The organism is Methylosinus sp. LW3 (assembly GCF_000527115.1).
GTDB lineage: Bacteria > Pseudomonadota > Alphaproteobacteria > Rhizobiales > Beijerinckiaceae > Methylosinus.
This window is the reverse complement of sequence record NZ_AZUO01000003.1, coordinates 132,372-150,501: the sequence shown is the minus strand read 5'-3', so window position 1 is coordinate 150,501 and position 18,130 is coordinate 132,372. Positions and strand designations below refer to the sequence as shown.

Annotated in this window: 16 protein-coding genes, 3 pseudogenes and 1 other annotated feature; of the genes and pseudogenes, 10 read left to right on the top strand and 9 right to left on the bottom strand. The window is 63.1% G+C overall.

The window, feature by feature from the left end:
• The first annotated feature begins 4 nt into the window (after positions 1–4).
• From METLW3_RS0122175 to METLW3_RS27830, 3 genes and pseudogenes are all read left to right on the top strand, one after another.
• Positions 5–433 carry a hypothetical protein gene (locus tag METLW3_RS0122175; protein ID WP_024881944.1) on the top strand — a complete coding sequence of 143 codons (429 nt, stop codon included), beginning with the start codon at positions 5–7 and terminating at the stop codon, positions 431–433.
• A 69-nt stretch (positions 434–502) separates the two neighbouring features.
• Positions 503–2,686, top strand: coding sequence for a TonB-dependent siderophore receptor (locus tag METLW3_RS0122170; protein ID WP_024881943.1), 2,184 nt, complete (start codon positions 503–505; stop codon positions 2,684–2,686).
• Positions 2,687–2,788: 102 nt separating this feature from the next.
• Positions 2,789–3,019 (top strand): annotated as a pseudogene (locus METLW3_RS27830) (transposase); the annotation flags it as partial.
• A 79-nt stretch (positions 3,020–3,098) separates the two neighbouring features.
• Here the strand turns inward: METLW3_RS27830 and METLW3_RS0122165 are convergent.
• Positions 3,099–3,980 (bottom strand): annotated as a pseudogene (locus tag METLW3_RS0122165) (RHE_PE00001 family protein); the annotation flags it as partial.
• A gap of 81 nt (positions 3,981–4,061) precedes the next feature.
• Between METLW3_RS0122165 and METLW3_RS0122160 the strand changes: the two are divergent.
• Positions 4,062–4,769, top strand: a complete 708-nt coding sequence (locus METLW3_RS0122160; RefSeq protein WP_036310110.1) for an IS6 family transposase — start codon at positions 4,062–4,064, stop codon at positions 4,767–4,769.
• A gap of 137 nt (positions 4,770–4,906) precedes the next feature.
• Here the strand turns inward: METLW3_RS0122160 and METLW3_RS0122155 are convergent, their stop codons facing one another.
• Entirely contained in the window at positions 4,907–5,773 is an 867-nt protein-coding gene (locus METLW3_RS0122155; RefSeq protein WP_024881940.1) for a DMT family transporter, read from the bottom strand.
• 120 nt (positions 5,774–5,893) lie between these two features.
• On the opposite strand from METLW3_RS0122155, the gene METLW3_RS0122150 reads away from it, so the two are divergent.
• Entirely contained in the window at positions 5,894–6,814 is a 921-nt protein-coding gene (locus METLW3_RS0122150) for a LysR family transcriptional regulator (RefSeq protein WP_024881939.1), read from the top strand.
• Positions 6,815–6,864: 50 nt separating this feature from the next.
• On the opposite strand, the gene METLW3_RS26240 is transcribed toward METLW3_RS0122150, so the two are convergent.
• The 3 genes from METLW3_RS26240 to METLW3_RS0122125 form a co-directional block, all read right to left on the bottom strand.
• On the bottom strand, positions 6,865–7,416 hold the full coding sequence (locus METLW3_RS26240) for an IS1595 family transposase (RefSeq protein WP_157516647.1): 552 nt from the start codon (positions 7,414–7,416) through the stop codon (positions 6,865–6,867).
• A 396-nt stretch (positions 7,417–7,812) separates the two neighbouring features.
• A protein-coding gene (locus METLW3_RS0122135; protein ID WP_198022806.1) for an IS3 family transposase occupies positions 7,813–9,050 on the bottom strand; the annotation gives its coding sequence in 2 pieces (ribosomal slippage) (positions 7,813–8,753 and positions 8,753–9,050; 1,239 coding nt in all).
• Positions 8,644–8,760 (bottom strand) — a sequence feature (AL1L pseudoknot). It overlaps the preceding gene by 117 nt.
• Positions 9,010–10,017, bottom strand: a complete 1,008-nt coding sequence (locus tag METLW3_RS0122125; RefSeq protein ID WP_024881937.1) for an SDR family NAD(P)-dependent oxidoreductase — start codon at positions 10,015–10,017, stop codon at positions 9,010–9,012. Before METLW3_RS0122125 ends, METLW3_RS0122135 begins: the two co-directional genes overlap by 41 nt.
• 122 nt (positions 10,018–10,139) lie before the next feature.
• Between METLW3_RS0122125 and METLW3_RS0122120 the strand changes: the two genes are divergently transcribed.
• A complete protein-coding gene (locus tag METLW3_RS0122120; protein WP_024881936.1) occupies positions 10,140–11,051 on the top strand; it encodes an AraC family transcriptional regulator in 912 nt (303 codons plus the stop codon).
• 68 nt (positions 11,052–11,119) lie between these two features.
• Here the strand turns inward: METLW3_RS0122120 and gstA are convergent, their stop codons facing one another.
• A complete protein-coding gene (gene gstA, locus METLW3_RS0122115) occupies positions 11,120–11,737 on the bottom strand; it encodes a glutathione transferase GstA (protein WP_024881935.1) in 618 nt (205 codons plus the stop codon).
• Between the two features lie 101 nt (positions 11,738–11,838).
• On the opposite strand from gstA, the gene METLW3_RS0122110 reads away from it, so the two are divergent.
• The gene (locus METLW3_RS0122110; RefSeq protein WP_024881934.1) at positions 11,839–12,717 is read left to right on the top strand and encodes a LysR family transcriptional regulator; all 879 of its coding nucleotides are present in this window, start codon (positions 11,839–11,841) and stop codon (positions 12,715–12,717) included.
• Positions 12,718–12,756: 39 nt separating this feature from the next.
• Here METLW3_RS0122110 and METLW3_RS0122105 read toward each other — a convergent pair whose 3' ends face one another.
• Positions 12,757–14,274 carry an MFS transporter gene (locus tag METLW3_RS0122105; protein ID WP_024881933.1) on the bottom strand — a complete coding sequence of 506 codons (1,518 nt, stop codon included), beginning with the start codon at positions 14,272–14,274 and terminating at the stop codon, positions 12,757–12,759.
• 189 nt (positions 14,275–14,463) lie between these two features.
• Here METLW3_RS0122105 and METLW3_RS0122100 point away from each other — a divergent pair, with 189 nt between their 5' ends.
• The gene (locus METLW3_RS0122100) at positions 14,464–15,324 is read left to right on the top strand and encodes a LysR substrate-binding domain-containing protein (RefSeq protein WP_024881932.1); all 861 of its coding nucleotides are present in this window, start codon (positions 14,464–14,466) and stop codon (positions 15,322–15,324) included.
• Between the two features lie 159 nt (positions 15,325–15,483).
• Here METLW3_RS0122100 and METLW3_RS29175 read toward each other — a convergent pair.
• Positions 15,484–15,648: pseudogene (locus tag METLW3_RS29175) on the bottom strand (IS6 family transposase); the annotation flags it as partial.
• A gap of 89 nt (positions 15,649–15,737) precedes the next feature.
• The gene (locus METLW3_RS0122090) at positions 15,738–16,640 is read right to left on the bottom strand and encodes a LysR substrate-binding domain-containing protein (RefSeq protein WP_024881931.1); all 903 of its coding nucleotides are present in this window, start codon (positions 16,638–16,640) and stop codon (positions 15,738–15,740) included.
• A 111-nt stretch (positions 16,641–16,751) separates the two neighbouring features.
• Here METLW3_RS0122090 and METLW3_RS0122085 point away from each other — a divergent pair, with 111 nt between their 5' ends.
• The gene (locus tag METLW3_RS0122085) at positions 16,752–17,204 is read left to right on the top strand and encodes a cupin domain-containing protein (protein ID WP_024881930.1); all 453 of its coding nucleotides are present in this window, start codon (positions 16,752–16,754) and stop codon (positions 17,202–17,204) included.
• Positions 17,205–17,212: 8 nt separating this feature from the next.
• Positions 17,213–18,127, top strand: coding sequence for a dihydrodipicolinate synthase family protein (locus METLW3_RS0122080; protein WP_036310107.1), 915 nt, complete (start codon positions 17,213–17,215; stop codon positions 18,125–18,127).
• The last annotated feature ends 3 nt before the right edge of the window (positions 18,128–18,130 follow it).

Genomic DNA, 18,130 nt, shown 5'->3' with positions numbered 1-18,130 from the left:
CAACATGCATCAGCGCGAGGATCGGCGATCGAGCGAGCGGCGCCGCAGCGCGACGCTCCTGCGCCGCCTCGCCGCAGCATTCGTCCTCCTGCTGCTTTCGTGGCAAGGTGTCGCGCCGGCCGCCGCGACGAGCCGAGCGCCGGCGCGAGACGCGGGCTACGCCACGTCGGCGCGGAGCATGGACTGCGCGAGGGCCGCTGGCGAGGCGGAGCATCCGCGGCGCCATGGCGACGACGCCCAGTGCTGCGCCTTCTGCGGCGCGCGGGGATTCGACGAGGCGCTCGCGCTCGGTCCGTGCCAGGCGGACGGATATGTCCTCCGGCAGCGCCCGCCGATCCGCTCGCGCATCGCGCGCCATGCCGCGATCGGCGCTCCGACGCCCGCCGGCTGGCGCAGCTCCTGGTCCTCGCGCGCGCCGCCCGTGCGCGCCTGACCCGCCACAGCACCACACTCTTTTTCTCACTTCACTGCGCGCGCGCCTGCGCCGCGCCGGGAGATCATTATGCCCCGTTTCGACCAATCCCGCGGCCTTTCCGCCGCCGCCCTCGCCGCCGCGCTCGCCGGCGCCCCTGCCGCGCTCGCGCAGGAAACCTTGCCGACGATCGATATCGGCGCCGACCGCTCCGCGCGGGGCGCCGCGGGTCCGGCCGTCACGCAGACGACCGCCGGACCGGTGATCGGATACAAGGCGCTGACTTCGGTCAGCGCGACGAGAACCAGCACGCCGATCGCCGACACGCCGGCGACGATCAATGTCGTCACGCGCCAGCAGATCGAGGACACCGCGTCCTTCGCTCTGCGCGATGCGCTCGAATACACGCCGGGAGTCACACCCGGGCAAGGATTCGGCGGCGGGATCGATGAATTCTGGATCAGAGGATTCGACACGTTCTGGGTGCTGCGCGACGGCATGCCGATCGACGTCAATCGCGCAGGCAGCTATCGCGACATGGCCAATGTCGAACGGGTCGAGGTCCTGAAAGGTCCAACCGGAATGCTCTACGGCCGCCAGGACCCCGGCGGCTCCATCAATCTGGTGATGAAGGAGCCTCTCGCGACCCCGTCCTACTCGCTGAAGCAGACCTTCGCCTCCTACGACAAATATCGCACCGAGGTCGATGTCACAGGTCCGGCTCTGGCGGGCGGCGCCGTGACCTATCGCTTCAATGGCGCGTTCGAGACGTCCGGCTCGTTTCGGGATTTCGTGAATGCGCGACGCGTCTTCCTAGCGCCGGTTGTCGTGGTGCGGCCGAGCGAGGACACGAAGGTCAAATTCGAGCTGGAGTATACGCACGCGAGGACGGCGATGGATTGGGGAATTCCGTCCGTCGACCCGGGCATTCCCGGCGTCAAGAGCGCCCCGGCAAATGTGCCGCGCAGCCGCTTTTTCGGCGAGCCAGGCGACCGGTCCTATTCTGACGAGATATTGCTCGGCGCCAGCCTCGAGCATCGCTTCTCCGATTCTGTAAAAATGAGAGCGGCCTTCGACTGGCAGACGGGCTTGAGCGGCTTCGACTCGATGTGGCCGCTCGGGCTCGACGCCAGTCAGAACAGCCTCTCGCGATTCCAGAGCGCGCAGCGCGACCGGAACACTTATGCGCTGTTCGGCACGGTCAGCGTCGAAGCGAAAGCGAGCACAGGCCCGCTCGAGCACACATTTCTCGTGGGATATGATCGCAACCACTTCTCGGCGAGCGGCCCCTATTTCTCCGCCTGCTGTCCGCCGATCGATCTCCACGCGCCGGCCTATGGGAACAAATTCGCCTACGGCGTCCCCTTCTTTCAGGACCTGATGACGGATTGGTGGGGCGTGTTCGCTCAGGATCAGATTCGTTTGACAGGCGTCGGAGTCCCCGGTGAAATCTTCCTCACGCCGGGCGTTCGCTTCGACAGGGCCGGGTCGGCTTTCAACACCACACGCGCCGGAGCTGTCCGCAACCCGAATGACGTCTATAATTCCTATACGAGCTGGCGCGTCGGCCTATTGTGGCGGCCGGCTCCCGACTTTTCCGTCTTCGCCAATTACGCCGACGGACTCGCCGGCCCGAATTACGGAAAGGACATCAACGGCGAGACGTTCAAGCCGGAAATCGCGAAGCAGGCGGAGTTCGGCGCGCGGTTCGACACGCTCGGCGGCCTCCTGTCCTCGACCTTGTCCATCTTCGAGATCAAGCGTCGCAACATCGCGACGATCAATCCGGTCGATCCCAGCTTCGTCATCGCGACGGGTGAAGTCACGCATAGGGGCGTGGAGCTGGAAAACGTCGGGAAGCTCTCCGATACGGTCAATATCGTGACGAGCTACACATTCATCGATTCGAAGATCACGCGCGACAACGACGCCGCCATTCTCGGCAAGCGTTATCGCAACGTCTCGGACGTCAACGGCTCCGTTCTCGTCACCAAGGCCATGGACGAGTGGATTCCCGGCCTCACGATCGGAGCCGGCGTCGTCGCGAAATCCGAGGCGTATGCCGATCTGCAGAACAAGGTGAAGCTGCCCGCCTATGCGCGCGTCGATCTGCTGGCGAAATACAAGTTCACGATCGACGCGATCGCCTGGGAGGCGCAGCTCAACATCAAGAACCTCCTCGACACGACCTATTATCCGCATTCGGATTCGGCCGCCGGCATCACCGTCGGCGCGCCGATCAGCGTGTTCGGCTCGCTCCGGGCGACCTTCTGACGTCACTCGGGTCGACGGCGGGCCGCTCCCGCCGTCGACGCGCTCGCCCTGGACTTCGCCGCCCTTCGCCCGCGCATCGGGCTCGCGCGCAAAGCGACGGCTCGAGAAGCCAAGCGAGGCGCGATAAGCCGTCGCCTATTAACGATGCCCGGCGTGGGACCGATTACGGCCATGGCGATCGAGACCTTCGCGCCGCCGAAGGCTGGTTTCAAACGCGGACACGACTTCGTCACCTGGCTTGGGCTCGTTCCCCGGCAACATTCAACCGGCGGCAAGCAAGTTCATGGAAAAGCTTCGAGGATGGGACAACGCGATATACGATGGTTGCTGATTAAAATGTCGCCGACACACTGCGCTCTGCTCTCCATGAATTGTGTGTCGAACGCGAACTTCGTCCGTGCGCGTCACGCCCTCAAACGACAGCCCACGCCCTGTATCGCCCGCGTCCGGTCAACTCGCGAAGATTCGACGAGAGCTCGCCGATCATCGTCGTCGCGGCTTGTTGTGAGACCCGGAGTTGCTTGGCGGCAAAAGAGACGCTGACGACCGGCGAAGCGAGACACAAATCGACGAGTTGCGGCATCCTCGAATTCGCTCTTCGGTCTTTGCACTTTCTGAGCAGAAGCTCGCGCGCGAGCGTCAATCTGTCGAGTTCCTTCGAGTCTGCCTTCGCCATGGTTTCGATCGCATATGCGAACGCGGCCAATCGTGATTCGAAATCATCTCGCCCAGCTCGGCGATATTTGGCCTGTCGAAACCCCGAATGCAGCGCTGTGAGACAGTGCCGCGTCTTTCCGCGGGAACGTAGCAAGGCCGCGGCGAGCAAGGGACCGAGCCAAGCGCTACGCTGTAACGGCTCGATCTCCTCCCAAGCATCGAGCGCGACGCTTGCCGCCATCAAAGGCGGAAGCTTTTGAGTGCGGCCCAGACATTCGCGCCACTCCGCGAGGCGGGCCTCCTCATCCCAATCTTCGTCGTAGACCAAACCAGAGTCGTCGCGCTTCAGAGGCGCGGGCTCGCTTCGCTCTATCACCCGCGACGTTCGCGCCAGCAATGCATCGATTTCGGCGAATTCTCCTGTACGGATCGTCTCGTCATCCTCGTCATCCAGCTCCCGATCCGCCGTTTCGGCCATGGCGCCCGAACCAGAGGTTGGCTCGCACGCCGCGCCGTGCAGTCTCCCTGCGCCACGCAGACTGGCGAGGCCATCGGTCGTCAGCGCCCATCCCGGCTCGCGATCGGCAATGCGACGGCGCGTCAGCAGAACGGCATGGGCTCGCACGAGCTCGTGCGTCGGCGTGCGGGCTCTGGTGCAAACGGCGTGACCGGAACATAATCCCTGCGAGGGCGGAACCGGATGCTGGGGTTATGGGCGATGCTGAGCGTGAACGAGCTTTTCAAGGGACGCCATTTCGACCGCGAAATCATTGTTCTCTGCGTGCGCTGGTATCTGCGATACAAGCTCAGCTTCCGAGATCTCGTGGAACTGATGGCGGAGCGCGGCTTGTCGTTGGCCCATACGACCATCATGCGCTGGGTTCAGCGCTACGTTCCGGAGTTCGAAAAGCGGTGGAACCGTTTTGCGCGCCAAGTCGGCGGATCGTGGCGCGTCGATGAGACCTACGTGAAAATCAAGGGGCGCTGGGTCTATCTCTACCGCGCCGTCGACCAGGTGGGAAAAACAGTGGATTTTTTGCTGCGCGCGAAGCGAGATGTCGCCGCCGCCAAAGCGTTTTTCCGTCGCGCGTTCGCGCGCCACGGTCGGCCGCCGCGCAAAATCACGCTCGACGGATATCAGGCGTCCCATCGGGCGGCGCGCGAGCTTCTCGCGCAGTATCGAGGCGGCGCGCGGACTCGAATTCGATCATCGAAATACCTGAATAATCTGATTGAGCAGGATCACCGATCCATCAAGCTTCGTTTGGGGCCGATGCTCGGGTTCAAGCGGTTCCGACATGCGGCGATCACGATCGCCGGCGTCGAACTCATGCATCGCATCAGGAAGGGTCAATTCGCACTGGGCAAATTCAAAGCCGCAGGCGGAACTGCGCCCGAAATCTGGAGCGCAGTGCTGGCTGCCTGACCCTCAGGAAATACCAGTCCCCTTCGCGCAGCCGTCCGTGATATTTGCACCGCAACCTGCGCAGCACGGTAGGCAGCTCGAAGAAATCGGTTGGTGAAACACTGATACGAGAATCTATTGCGGTAATGGTCATCGTATTACTCCTTCTTTCTTGGGGCTGAAATAACCAGCGCCAAGCCGCTCGCGACGATCGCAGCGCTGGAAAAATCGAGAATGCGTAACGGCGTCTTGAGCACGAGAGCGGATAGAACGACGCCGAAAAATGGATTGAGGAGGTGGTAGGACGACGCCATGGCGGCGCCGGTCAGTCTTATGAGCAGTAGCCACAGTCCCATGCCGCCGATCGTCACCACGATCACGAGATAGAGAATGGCCGCAGCACTCTCGGTCGTCGGCGCGATCAAAGGTCTTCCAAAGAAATAGGCGATAGGCAACAGGACAACCGCGCCGGTCACGGACTGCCAGAGATTCAACTGATTGATCGGATAGTGCTGTGCTCGCGCGTGGAACAGTACCGTCGCCAATGAGAACGAGGCAGTTCCCAAAATGGCGAGAGCAATGCCCGTGAGACTCGCGATCTCCCCGAAATCGACGCCGGTGGCGAGGAGTACGCCCGAAAATCCGAGCGCTATGCCCGCCGCCTGTCGAAGCGACATCGCTTCGCTCTCGAAAAGCCAAGACAGCAGCAGAGTGAAAAATGGTGCGCAGCTGACGATGACGACGACTAGAACGGGCGAGATATAGTTCAGCGAATAGAACGTCAGACCAAGATATGCGCAGTTGTTCAACAGGCCGAGCAGAACGCCTGTCTCGACAGCGTTCCTATTCGGCTTCGGTCGCGTGGCGACGACGAGCACGCCGAGAAGGAGCGACGCGATCGTGAAGCGGACGACCAGCACCGTGAAAGGATCGTAATCGCGGAGAGCTATCTTTCCGGCTACGAAAGCTGAACTCCAAATTGCGCTGAAGGCGAGCACTAGAACAGAGAGAGAATTCCGCAACATCACGAGCCTCGCGAGTTGTGAAGAACTATGGGCGAATGGGCATTTGCAGTAAAATTAGTAATTTGCGGGCGATATAAGTGCGCCTAATATGCCTTGTCATCGACAGCATATGAGGCGAGCATGAGCGATTTGCAGAACGACCGCGCGCGATCGGATGCGATCATGGGAGATCGTAGGATCACGCTCGAGCATCTTCGAGCTTTCGTGGCGGTCAGCGACCATGGCGGTTTTCAGCGTGCCGGCAACGAACTCGCGCGCTCACAGTCGGCGATCACGCAGGGCCTCAAAAGGTTGGAGGACATTCTTCGATGCGTGCTCGTCGTTCGTGATCGCGGCCACTTCGCGGGACTGACCGAGGATGGCCATCGCTTCATTGGACCGGCGCGTGAGATTCTGGTGAAGCTCAACGACACGGTAGGGATCATGAGACAGCAGGATGCATCTGACCGGATCGTGCTGGGTGTCTTGGACGACTTCGAGGTCGAGCATTTGAACTCCCTCGTCGCACGCTCCGTCGAGAGCAATTCCAATCTGCGCGTCGAAGTCGTTTCCGGCCTGTCGGAGCAATTGAAAGAACAATTTTCCAGAGGCGCGCTGGATATCGTTCTCTACAAGGACATGGCGGAGGACAACCGCGTTGGCTGTGAGTGTAATATGCGGATCATTCGTGAGGAGCCGCTGCTCTGGGTCGCCCGCGAGAGATATCGTTTTGATCCGAGCTGTGAGCTACCGCTCGTCACCTTTCCAGACGGCTGCGCCTATCGGCGCGCGGCGATTCAGTCGCTGGAGACGACGGGCGTTAAATATTCGATCGCCTATTCAAGCGCATCCTACGAAAATGTCCGCTCGGCCATCAGCGCGAGGTTGGGAGTGGGAATACTCCCGAAGAGCGCGGTCGGCCCCGATCATGCGATCATGTCCAAAGACGTTGGGCTCCCGACCGTGCCGAACATTCGACTGGTGCTCGCGATCCGCAATGGTTCGGCGCGGTTCGACAGATTCGCGGGCGTCCTTCACAAGATGCTGACCGGACCGAAGTAGCGGAAAGGCGATCAGATCTGCTGACAGTCCCGTGACAAAGGCATTCCTGCTTACGGCTGAAAGTCCGCCAGCTTGAGGAGGCGGTAGAGCATCGGGGCTGTTGCTGTCGCGACGACGGCGAGGCGCGGGATCATGTCGACGAGATCGTCTTGCCGATTGAAACGGTATTCGAATTCGGCGAGGTAGCGCGGGACATGTTTCTTCCCGACGGCTCGATAGGTTCCGACGATCGCCGCCTTGATATTGCCGAGGGCGGTGTCGACCCCTTTGAAGGCCGGGATTTTTGCAGCTTTCGCTCCCGACCCTGTGACGATCGCGGTGTGCCTGCAGCCGACCTCCGTCACGGCGGCGAAACAGTTCAGTCCATCGGAGACGACAGCGGCGCCACTCTCGAGCGCTGCGCCGGCGAGCTTGCGCAACTCCGCCTTGCTGAACGCTTTCACGCGCCGCAGGATGATCTTGTGTGGCTTGTCGTCATTCGTCGTCTCTACGGCGACGACGAAGGGTTGCGGTGCAAATTTTGCGTGAGCAACTTTTCGTATCAGGAATTCTCGCTTTAGGAGGGTCTTCCGCGTCATCCTCACTTGGCTGCCGACGGGCACGAACGTCGCGCAGCTCGCAGCCTTCTATCACGGCATTCTGCAGGCCATCTCCTTCCAGGCACGGGATGGCGCGACGCGAGCGGAACTGGAGGCGCTGATCGAGCCGGCCCTGGCCGTATTGAAATAGGCGGTGCAGCGACAGGAAGCCAAGCTGCACAAGGGAATTTCTGTTTGTAACAGCTGAACTTCCCGGCCTTCCGTTCTCCTGAACTGCGGGCGGGAGACAGATGAAATGAATAGGTTTTTTCCCCAGCACGGCGTCTTCGCTCCTGTCACGCTCTTTGGCGCCGCCCACCCGCATGGCATCACCTCGATGCATCGAAGGCATCGATGCCAGTGAGTTCGGCGGAAAGCGTCTGAACCGCGCCGGGATCGCCGGAGGCCATTTCGTCTGAGTCACGCCGCGATGGCGGGCTCCTCGAGTTGCGCATAATAGCGCGCTTCGGCTTCTACCGGCGGAATGTTTCCGATCGGCTCCAGCAGTCTGCGATTGTTGAACCAGTCGACCCATTCGAGCGTGGCGAACTCGACCGCCTCGAAGCTTCGCCACGGCCCCTTTCGCCAGATCAGCTCGGCCTTGTAGAGTCCGTTGATCGTCTCGGCGAGCGCGTTGTCGTAGCTGTCGCCGACGCTGCCGACCGATGGCTCGACGCCGGCCTCGGCGAGGCGCTCGGTGTATTTTATAGAGACGTATTGAACGCCGCGGTCGCTATGATGGACGAGGCCGCCGCTGTGAACCGGCCGACGATCATGCAGCGCCTGCTCGAGCGCGTCGAGCACGAAGCCCGCATGCGCCGTGCGCGAGGCGCGCCAACCGACGATCCGCCGAGCGAAGGCGTCGATCACGAAAGCCACATAGACGAAGCCTTGCCAAGTCGAGACATAAGTGAAGTCGGACAGCCACAGCGCATTCGGCCGCGCCGCCCGAAATTGCCGGTTCACCTTGTCGAGCGGGCATGGAGCCTTGCGGTCGCTCACCGTCGTTTTGACCGGCCGGCCGCGCACGATCCCTTGCAAACCCATGCTCCGCATCAGCCGCGCTACGGTGCAGCGCGCGACCTTTTCGCCCTCCCGGTCCAACTGCCTCCACACCTTGCGCACGCCATAGACCTGGAAGTTCTCGTCATAGACGCGCCGTATCTCCTTGCGAAGGACCGCGTCCCGGCGCGCTCTGGCCGAGGCTTTCGCAGGGTCGCGCCGGCGCGCCGCATGCGCCCAATAGGTGGAAGGGGCGATCGGCAAGACCTTGCAGATCGGCTCGACCCCGTGCGCTTCCCGATGAGCGTCGATGAAGGCGATCATTGTTTCGAGCGGCGGTCGAGCTCCGCCGCCGCAAAATAAGCCGACGCCTTGCGCAGGATCTCATTGGCCTGCCGCAGCTCGCGGTTCTCCCGCTCCAGCGCCTTGATCCGCTCGCGCTCATCCGTCGTCGCGCCAGGGCGGGCGCCGGAATCGCGCTCCGCCTGGCGGACCCAGTTCCGCAACGTCTCGCCCGTGCAGCCGATCTTCGCCGCGATCGAGGCGATCGCCGCCCATTGCGAGGCATGGTCGCCGCGGTGCTCCAGCACCATCCGAACCGCCCGGTCCCGAACCTCAGGTGAAAATCTGTTCGATGTTTTCTTCTTCGTATCCATGGCTCCATCCTCTCAAGGGTTGGAGCCTCCGGCAATCCCGGCGCGGTTCAGTCCAGAGCCGCTCGGCCTGATCGGGATCGGCGGCGTAATTTCGAATACCGACGAACGGTTGATTTGTAGTCTCGGCGCGCACGGCAATATCGCAATCCTCGCAATAGAGACCGGCAAGACCGTCGAGCATCGGCGAGGTCGCGGCCCAAACTTGCGTCGCCGCGCCTTGGGCTGGCGTCTTGAAGGTCGGGTCGGCTGGCGCACCGCTCACGTCGAGCCAGCCCTCGGCGATCATCTCCGCCTGCGCCAGATGCCGCTGGAGCGGTGTGAAGATCTTTCCCGGATGAAGCGAGAAGGCCTGCACGCCGGCCTCGCGCCCAAGCCGGCCGAGATGGACGGCGAAGAGCGCATTCGCCGTCTTCGACTGGCCGTAGGCACGCCATTTGTCGTAGCCGCCAATAAAATGAAGGTCGTCCCAGTTGATCGGCGAATTGTGGTGGCCGGCCGATGAGACCGAGATGACACGTGCACCACCTTCGAGCCGCGGCCAAAGCGCGTTTGTCAGCGCGAAATGCCCGAGGTGATTGGTGGCGAACTGCGCCTCCCAGCCCTGTCCTACCCTCGTCTCCGGGCAGGCCATGATGCCCGCGTTGTTGATCAGAATATCGATGTGTTGGCCACCGGTGAGGATGTGCTCAGCGAAGGCGCGCACGCTGTCGAGGTGCGAAAGGTCCAACGGCTCGACCGTCACGCCGCCGATGTCCTTCGTGGCTACCGCTGCTGCCGCTGGATTGCGCGCGGCAACGACGACCTGGGCTCCCGATGCGGCGAGCGCCCTGGTCGTTTCCAGGCCGAGCCCCGAATACCCTCCGGTGATGATCGCGCGTTTACCGGCGACATCGATATCGGCGAGAACATCCGTCGCTGTGCTTCTTGCCCCAAAGCCGGATCCAAGCGGTTTCTGATGGTCGATCATGGTGTCTCTCCGAGAGGTGCGGTTTCGCCCGCATGTTTGCTCTCAGGAATGATGACCCGTGGCGTTCGCACGATCCATGCCGTATAATCCGCCGTTCCTTCTCGATCGTCTGGATTTTTGCCTTGGACCCATTGTCCGATGTTCTGTCGCTTCTGAAGCCGAAAACCGCCATCAGCGCGGGCCTCGACGCCGGCGGTGAGTGGGCGATTCGCTTTCCCCCGCATGAAGGCATCAAGTTCAACGCGGTCATGCGCGGCGCCTGTTGGGTCCAGGTCGACGGAGAGCCGGAACCGCGACGGATCGAAGTCGGCGACTGCTTCCTGCTCACGCGCGGCCGGCCGTTCCTCTTCGCGACGGACCTCGCATTGCCCCCGATCGAATCTCCCACGATCTATGATCAGGCTGTCGACGGCATCGCGACCTGCAACGGCGGCGGCGACTTCTTCCTGATCGGGGGGCGCTTTTCTTTCGAGGGCGATCATGCCGGAATGTTGTTCGGGTCCTTGCCGGCAATCGTTCATGTGCGTGACGCCTCGAACCAAGCTGCCGTTCTGCGCCGGGCGCTGGAGCAACTGGCTGCGGAACTGAAAGATCGGCCTCCAGGTGGCATGTTGATGGCGGAGCACCTCGCCCAGATCATGCTCTTGCAAGTCTTGCGGCTCTGGCTCGCCTCCGGAACGGACAAACCCGCCGGATGGTTGTCGGCGCTGTCCGATCCGAGGCTGACGAGAGCGCTCGGCGCCATGCACGCCGAGCCCGCTCGCCATTGGACGCTTGCCGAACTGGGAGCCATCGCCGGCATGTCGCGCAGCACTTTCGCTGCGCGCTTCCGGGAAGCGGTTGGACAACCGCCCCTGGACTATCTCATCCGCTGGCGCATGATGCTCGCGGCTGAGCGGCTCAAACGAACGAACGACAGTGTCGGGGCGATCGGCTTTTCCATCGGCTATGAATCCGAAGCGGCCTTCAGCACAACCTTCCGGCGGGTCGTCGGCTGTGCGCCGGGAAAGTTCCGACGAGACGACGCTCCCTGAATCTTCTCTGCCGCGCGCCGCGACCACCGACAGCTCTCCGATCAACGGGTCGAAGTCGAACTTGCGTGTCATTCGACGGGAGGAATCTCCGCCTCCCGTGCCAAAGCAGCTTGGACGGACGCCCGCGCGCCGATCCGTTGCATATGGCGAGTGGTCGCCGGCCAACGGTCGAGATCGATCGAAAACCCCTTCATCCAGCCGAGCACGGTGAAGAGATAGGCGTCGGCGACCGTGAAGCCGTCGCCCACCAGATAATCCCGAGATGCGAGGTTCACCTCGATGAAGTCGAGGCGCCGGAACAGCCGGTCCCGGAAGATCACCAGCACCTCCTCCGGCAAGGCTCGATTGAACAGCGGGCTCGATCCGGAATGGATTTCGCTGGTGATGAAGTTGAGCCATTCCTGCAGCCGAACCCGCGCCAGCGTACCGGCGGCCGGAGCCAATCCCGCCTCCGGCATCAGGTCGGCCAAATACTGAACGATGGCCGCTCCTTCGGTCAGAACCTCGCCGGTATCGAGTTCGAGTGCCGCGACATAGCCCTTCGGATTGATGGCGAGGAAGTCCTCTCCCGTGGATGTGCGTTTCGTCCGATTGTCCACGCGGACGAGCTCGTAGGGCATTCCGAGCTCCTGAAGCACGATGTGCGGCGAAAGCGAACAGGTGTCGGGCGCGAAATAGAGCTTCATCGTTGGGGCCTCGCTGAGGGGAAAGATAGCCACCCACACTCGCAGGTCCCATGGCATAATAAAAATTACTCGAATATTTTTCTAGTATAAGTGTACCTACTATGAACCTGACCCAGCTCCAGAGCCTTATCGCCGTCGCAGATGCCGGCAGCTTCACCGCAGCCGCGGACAAGCTCGGCGTCACCCAATCGGGGATGAGCCAAGCCCTGGCCGCGCTCGAAGAGAGCCTCGGGGTGAAGCTGCTCATTCGGCAACCACGGGGTGTCGAGTTGACCGCCTTCGGAGAGCGCGCGCTCGACCATGCGCGTACGGCTCTTTCGCATCTGGAGGCGATCGAAAGGGAGGCAATGGCGCTGATCGGCGAGGAGACCGGGGCCATCCGCCTGGCGGGGTTTCCAAGCGTCTTCGCCACGGTCCTTCCGCCCCTGCTTCGGCGTTTTCGCACGCTCCATCCGGGTATCGACCTCGTGCCGCTCGAAACCGACGACCTGGAAGTGGAGGCTTGGCTCGCGACGGGATCGATCGACCTCGGGGTCGTTCTCAACCCGTCTTCGGCCAGAAAAGCCGTTCTGCTCGGACGGGATGCTTGGGTTCCGATCCTGCCGGCGGCGCATCCCTTGTCACGACGACCGTCGCTTCCGTTCGACGAACTGGCGGCCGCGCCCTTCGTTCTCGCCACCGGCGGGTGCCATACGAACGCCCGCTCGCTTGCCGACGCGGCTGGATTGACGCTCCAGAACGTGCAGATCGAGGTGCGCGACTGGTCGAGCGCGATTGCCCTGGTGCGGGAGGGCGCGGGTGTCAGCCTCGTGCCGGAATCCACCCTGCCGGAACAGCAACGCGGCTTCCGGGTTTCGAAACTCACTTCACCGCTGCATCGCGAGTTCGGGCTCGTCGCTTCGTCCGCGCGCCCGTTGTCGCGGGCCGGAAATCTGTTCGTCGAGGTCGCTCGTCGCTCGACCGCGCCGACATTGGCATAGCGCAGGACGCAAGGACCGGCGGGCTGACGGGCTCCGACCTCATGACGCGCCATCGACATCTCTCCTCCTCCCGAAGGTGAAGAAGCTGAGTGCGGCCAGCACCCAGACGCCGATGGCGCCGTAGAGCATCACGTCTCCAAAGCCGCCGGCCAGTGCGGCAGGACCGATCACCTTCGACGCTCCGTGGGCGGCTTGATCTAGAGCGGCGACATTTCCGGCCGCGATCTGTTCGGCGAAGCGCCGAAGCTGCGCCGCGTCGAATGATCCCGACGCTGTACTCAGGCGCTTCAGAACACCCTCGAGCAAGACGAAGCCCATCAGTGCGATGTTGATGGCGAGCGAGATCATCCGGGCGCTCATGTCGATGCCGGACGCCATACCGGCTCTGTCGCTCGACACGGATCCGGTCGTGGTGTTGGTGACCGGCGTGTTGGTCGCTCCGAGGCCGATCCCGGCCAGCAACGCGCCAACCAACGTTGTCGGCAAGGCCGCCGGACCACCGCCTGTTCCGATCTTCATTGTGAAAAAGCCGAGACCGATCACGAACAGTCCCGCCGGGATGACGGCCCCGGCTCCTAGGCGCAGTGAGAGGCGTTCGGCGAATGGCGGCACAACGAGCGTCGGCAGGGTGTAGGCGAGCAGCGCCAAGCCGGCGATCAGACCATCGAGTCCGAGTCCTGCCTGAAACCAGATCGGCAGATAGATCATGAACGGCCAGAAGCTGAAATTCATGCCCATCGAGCCGAACAGAGCTCCGGAAAACGGCCGGATTCGGAACACCGAGAAATCGAACATCGGGTGCGGCGTGATCTGCTCGACAATGATGAAGGCGATGAGGCTGAGGGTGGCCGTGGCGACGATCGCCAGCGCGATCGGGCTGGTGAGGCCGAGTTCGCTGCCCTGGGTGACGACGTAAGCGACGCAAAAGACGGCCAGTGACAAGGTCGCGACGCCAGCGAGATCCAGCCGCCGAGCCTTCGGGTCTTTCGATTCCCGGACAGCGCTCCAAGCCAGAACGACCGTCGGCGCTGCGATGAAGCCGTGGATCAGAAACACCCAGGCCCAGCCCATGAGGGCGGCGATCCCGGCGCCGATCACCGGGCCGAAGCCGAGGCCAAACCCAGTAACGATGCCCCACCAGCCGAAAGCCCGGGCGCGATCGGCCGCCGTGCTGAACTGATGCGAGAGCACTGCGATCCCACAAATCAGCATGGCGCCGCCGCTCGCGCCTTGGAGCGCGCGCCCGACGATGAGGATTGTCATGTCGGGGGCAAGGCCGCACAGGAGGGACGTGCCGCCGAACGCAACAATGGCGACGATGAGGAGACGCTTGCGCCCGAAGCGATCCGCCAGTGTGCCCGCAGCCATGAGAACCGTCGCCACGGCGATGGTGTAGGCATTCATCGTCCACTGGAGCTGCTGGAAGTCGGCGTGAAGAACTTTCTCCAGCGTCGGCAGGATCGCCGGAACGCTTGATATTTCGAAGCCGAACATCAAAGCCGACAAGCAGATGGCGGCCAAGGCAAGGTTGCCTTGCCGCGAGGAAGTAAAAGACATGATTAGGCCTTTCAAGCGCGAGATCGCTCGGCGTCCCGCGCGCGGCCGTTCACCCACAGCGGCTAAGGCCGGGGCGCCACGGCAGTCCTGCGAGGGACTGTTGTTGATGAACCTGATCGTAGGCGAAACTTGACGATATAAGAATGGTATGGCTGAGTATTTTAGAGACAACAAATCTGGATGATTGAAATGGCATCCCTCGATGTCGAGTCGGTACAGGCTTTCGTGGCCGTCGCTGACCTGCAAAGTTTCACGCGAGCAGCCGAGGCCCTCGGCTCCACGCAAGGCGCGATCAGCGTCAAGCTGCGTCGCCTGGAAGAGCGGATTGGCCAAAGGCTGATCGAGCGCACGCCGCGCCACGTCCGGCTCTCCGCGCATGGCGCCCTCTTTCTCGACCGGGCTCGCGACTTTCTTGCCGCGCACGAAGCCGCGCTGTCGGCGCTCGCGTCCACGACCCCGCGCCGCTTCGGGCTCGGCATCGCCGCACATGTGGCCGGACCGGAGCTTCCGACCCTTCTGGCGCAACTCAACGCGCATGATCCGGGCCTGCGCATCGAAGTCCGCCTGGAGAATTCGCGCACGCTGCTCGACGCCTTCGATCGCGGAGAACTGGACGCCTGTATCATTCGTCGCGAAGACGACCGGCGTGATGGCGAGGTCCTCGGCCCCGAACATTTCGGATGGTTCGCCGCGCCGAATTTCGAGCATCGGCAGGGCGAGCCTCTGCGGCTGGCCGCCCTGTCGCCGTCCTGCGGCGTGCGCGATATTGCGACCCGTGCTCTCGATGAGGCGGGCATCGCCTGGACGGAAGTGTTCCTGGGTGGCGGCTCGTCGGCGGTGGCGGCAGCCGTCTCGGCCGGACTCGCCATGGCCATCTTTTCCTGTCGCCTTGCTCCGCCCGGCGCCATCGAAATCGGCGAGCGCTTCAGGTTGCCGCGCCTGCCGTCGTCGGAGATCGTGCTGCACTCGACGCTCACCGATCGCAAGTCGCGCGCCGCGCTTCGGACATTGGCTGCGGCCTTTCGGGAGCACCGTGCGACGGCCGGATAGCAAGCGCGGGACAAACGCCCGCAGCCGGCTACGTAATCGGACAGTGTCGCCGGCCTCCTCATGACGTTGCTGAGGCCTGTTCTGGCGCGAGCCTATCGATGACGATGAAGGTCGGTCCCGTCCAATACTCGCTCCACGTCGGCGATCGCGATGGCTCGGAACCCAGCGCATGATGGTCGAGTGGACCAACAACAAGCCGCGCTCCGCTATCAATTCCACGAGATCTCGGACGCCGAGCTCGTATCGCAGATTCCAGCGCACGCAGAGAACGATGATTTCGCGGTCGAAATGGCGTCCTTTGAAAAGAACGTCCGCGCTCGGCATCGCCCGTAACCCCAGCGTCCGGTTCCGCCCTCCGAAGGATTATGTTTCGCTCCCGCTCTTTGCTCCAGAACCATCGAAAGCTCTGACCGTCATCGCTTCGTCGCGGCGAAATAATCGCGAATGCGCGCGGCGAAGCGGATCACCGCCGGCGTTGTCCTGTCGTCCGGCGCGCTCAGTAGGCAGATCGTGCGGCTGCCGGGGCCGGGTTCCAGCCGCGCGAAATGCAGCGCCGCGACGCCCGAGACGAGTCCTGACACATGGCGCACGTCGGCGGGTACGATAGAGACGTAATCGCCCGAGGCGACGACATTGAGAATGGCCGCGAAAGTATTGAAGGCGATCACGCGCAGCGGCGTCATATCCGCCTCCGCGAGATAGTCGTCGACTGCCGCCCGCGTGCGAAAGCCATGGCCGAGCAAAGCTATGCTCTCCTCGGACAGGCGCGCCGCCGGGACGCTCTCGGCCTCGGCCAGCCTGTGCCCGCGTGCGCAGACAAACATGAGTGTGTCGGCATAGAGCGGCTGGGAGCGGCTCTTGGTGTGCGCGCGAGGAAGACCGACGCCCAGATGTAGCGTCCCGGCCTCGACGCCGGCGTCGATCTCGTCATTGGCGAGCTCCAGGATCTCGAGGTCGATCGCCGGATAGTCGCGCGCGAAGGCGGTGACGATCTGCGGCAGATAGAGCGCGTTGAAGGTCTGCGTCACGCCGATGCGCAGCCGGCCGCGCTTCAGTCCGCGATATTCCTGCACGGCCTCGCGCAGCCGCTCCGTCTCCGCCAATACCCGGCGCGCGCAGTCTATGGTCAGCAGGCCGGCCTCGGTCGGCTCGACCTTATGCGCTGTCCGGGTGAAAAGAGCGACGCCGAGCTCCGCCTCGAGATCCTGTATCTGCTGGGAGAGCGTCGGCTGCGAGACATTGAGCGAGCGGGCGGCGCGGGTGAAGCTGCGCTCCTCGCCGACGCGGATCAGATAGCGGAGCCGTCGAAAATCCATCGGACTCCTATATCATAGGCAAAACCTATTTTCATTATCGAAAACAAGTCTTGGACCGATCCTCATATTCGAATGAAGACAGGCCGTCGCAACCAAATAGGGAGACGGGCCATGTCCGCCCAACGGGTTTTTCATTCGGCCGATTTCGACAAGACGCCGCCGATATTCGAGGTGATTTTGCCGGAGCGGCTCGCACATCGCGGTGTCGAGAAGGACGATGCGCGCGCCGCCTATTCGGCCGAGCGCAAGCATCCGGTGCATTTCATCGATCTGCCGTCGCACGCCATCAGCCTCACGGTCGGCGGGCTCACGCCGGGCGGCCGCTCCAACCGCCATCGCCACACTTATGAGACCATTCTCTATGTGTTCGAGGGGCGCGGCTATTCGATGATCGAGGACCGCCGCATCGAATGGGAGGCGGGCGACGCCGTCTATATTCCGGTCTGGGCTTGGCACCATCACGTCAACGCCGATTTGGACAAGCCCGCGCGCTATCTCGCCTGCGAGAACGCCCCCATGCTTCAGAACGCCGGTCGCCTCGCGATCCGCGAAGAAGCGAAGTGAGGATCGCCATGACCAATGCGACTCGGACCAATGTGATTCGCGGCATCGTGGCCTATCCCGTCACGCCCTTTTCCGCTGATGGCGGGATCGACGACGGCGCGTTCCGCCACGTGACCGAAAATTTGCTGCGCTCGCAGCCGGCGGCCGTCGCCTTCCTCGGCAGCGCCGGGGAGAGCGCCTATCTGACCGACGAGGAATGGCGCCATGGCGCCCGCCTCGGCGTCGAGACGGTGGCCAACCGCGTTCCGGTGATCGTCGGAATCGCCGAGCTGACGACGGCCGCCGCCGTCGCCAAGGCGCACTACGCCCGCGAGATCGGCGCCGATATGCTGATGGTCATTCCGGTGTCCTATTGGAAGCTGACCGAGGCCGAGATCTTCGATCATTACGCCGCCATAGCGGCAGCGACCGATCTGCCGATCATGGCCTATAATAATCCGGGGACCAGCGGCGTGGACATGTCGCCGGAATTTCTGGTGCGGCTCGTGCGAGAGCTCGATACGGTGCGCTTCATCAAGGAGAGCAGCGGCGATCTCAATCGCATGCACGCGATCCATAAGCTGTCGGACGGCGCGATCCCCTTCTACAACGGCGCCAACCATATGGCGTTGGAGGCGATCGCCGCCGGCGCCGCTGGCTGGTGCACCGCCGCGCCCAATCTGCTCGACGATCGGCCGTCGCGGCTGTTCGATCTGGTGCAGGCGGGCGACATCGTGCGGGCGCGGGCGCTGTTCTATGACATTCTGCCGGTGCTGCGATTCATCGTGGTGGGCGGCCTGCCGACGACCGTGAAGGCCGGGCTCGCCCTGCGCGGATTGCCGGCCGGCGCGCCGCGGCCGCCGCTGAAGCCCCTCGCCGAGGCCGATCGCCAGAAGCTCGCCGAATTCCTCGCCGCGCTGCGCGTCGAGCCGGCGGCGGTGTGAGCA

Excerpts from the sequence above, each read along its gene's own strand:
- METLW3_RS0122175 (WP_024881944.1), top strand. The coding sequence starts at position 5 with ATGCATCAGCGCGAGGATCGGCGATCGAGCGAGCGGCGCCGCAGCGCG.
- METLW3_RS0122125 (WP_024881937.1), bottom strand. The coding sequence starts at position 10,017 with ATGATCGACCATCAGAAACCGCTTGGATCCGGCTTTGGGGCAAGAAGC.
- METLW3_RS0122110 (WP_024881934.1), top strand. The coding sequence starts at position 11,839 with ATGAACCTGACCCAGCTCCAGAGCCTTATCGCCGTCGCAGATGCCGGC.
- gstA (WP_024881935.1), bottom strand. The coding sequence starts at position 11,737 with ATGAAGCTCTATTTCGCGCCCGACACCTGTTCGCTTTCGCCGCACATC.
- METLW3_RS0122160 (WP_036310110.1), top strand. The coding sequence starts at position 4,062 with ATGCTGAGCGTGAACGAGCTTTTCAAGGGACGCCATTTCGACCGCGAA.
- METLW3_RS0122085 (WP_024881930.1), top strand. The coding sequence starts at position 16,752 with ATGTCCGCCCAACGGGTTTTTCATTCGGCCGATTTCGACAAGACGCCG.
- METLW3_RS0122155 (WP_024881940.1), bottom strand. The coding sequence starts at position 5,773 with ATGTTGCGGAATTCTCTCTCTGTTCTAGTGCTCGCCTTCAGCGCAATT.
- METLW3_RS0122100 (WP_024881932.1), top strand. The coding sequence starts at position 14,464 with ATGGCATCCCTCGATGTCGAGTCGGTACAGGCTTTCGTGGCCGTCGCT.
- METLW3_RS0122105 (WP_024881933.1), bottom strand. The coding sequence starts at position 14,274 with ATGTCTTTTACTTCCTCGCGGCAAGGCAACCTTGCCTTGGCCGCCATC.
- METLW3_RS0122150 (WP_024881939.1), top strand. The coding sequence starts at position 5,894 with ATGAGCGATTTGCAGAACGACCGCGCGCGATCGGATGCGATCATGGGA.
- METLW3_RS0122080 (WP_036310107.1), top strand. The coding sequence starts at position 17,213 with ATGACCAATGCGACTCGGACCAATGTGATTCGCGGCATCGTGGCCTAT.
- METLW3_RS0122170 (WP_024881943.1), top strand. The coding sequence starts at position 503 with ATGCCCCGTTTCGACCAATCCCGCGGCCTTTCCGCCGCCGCCCTCGCC.
- METLW3_RS0122090 (WP_024881931.1), bottom strand. The coding sequence starts at position 16,640 with ATGGATTTTCGACGGCTCCGCTATCTGATCCGCGTCGGCGAGGAGCGC.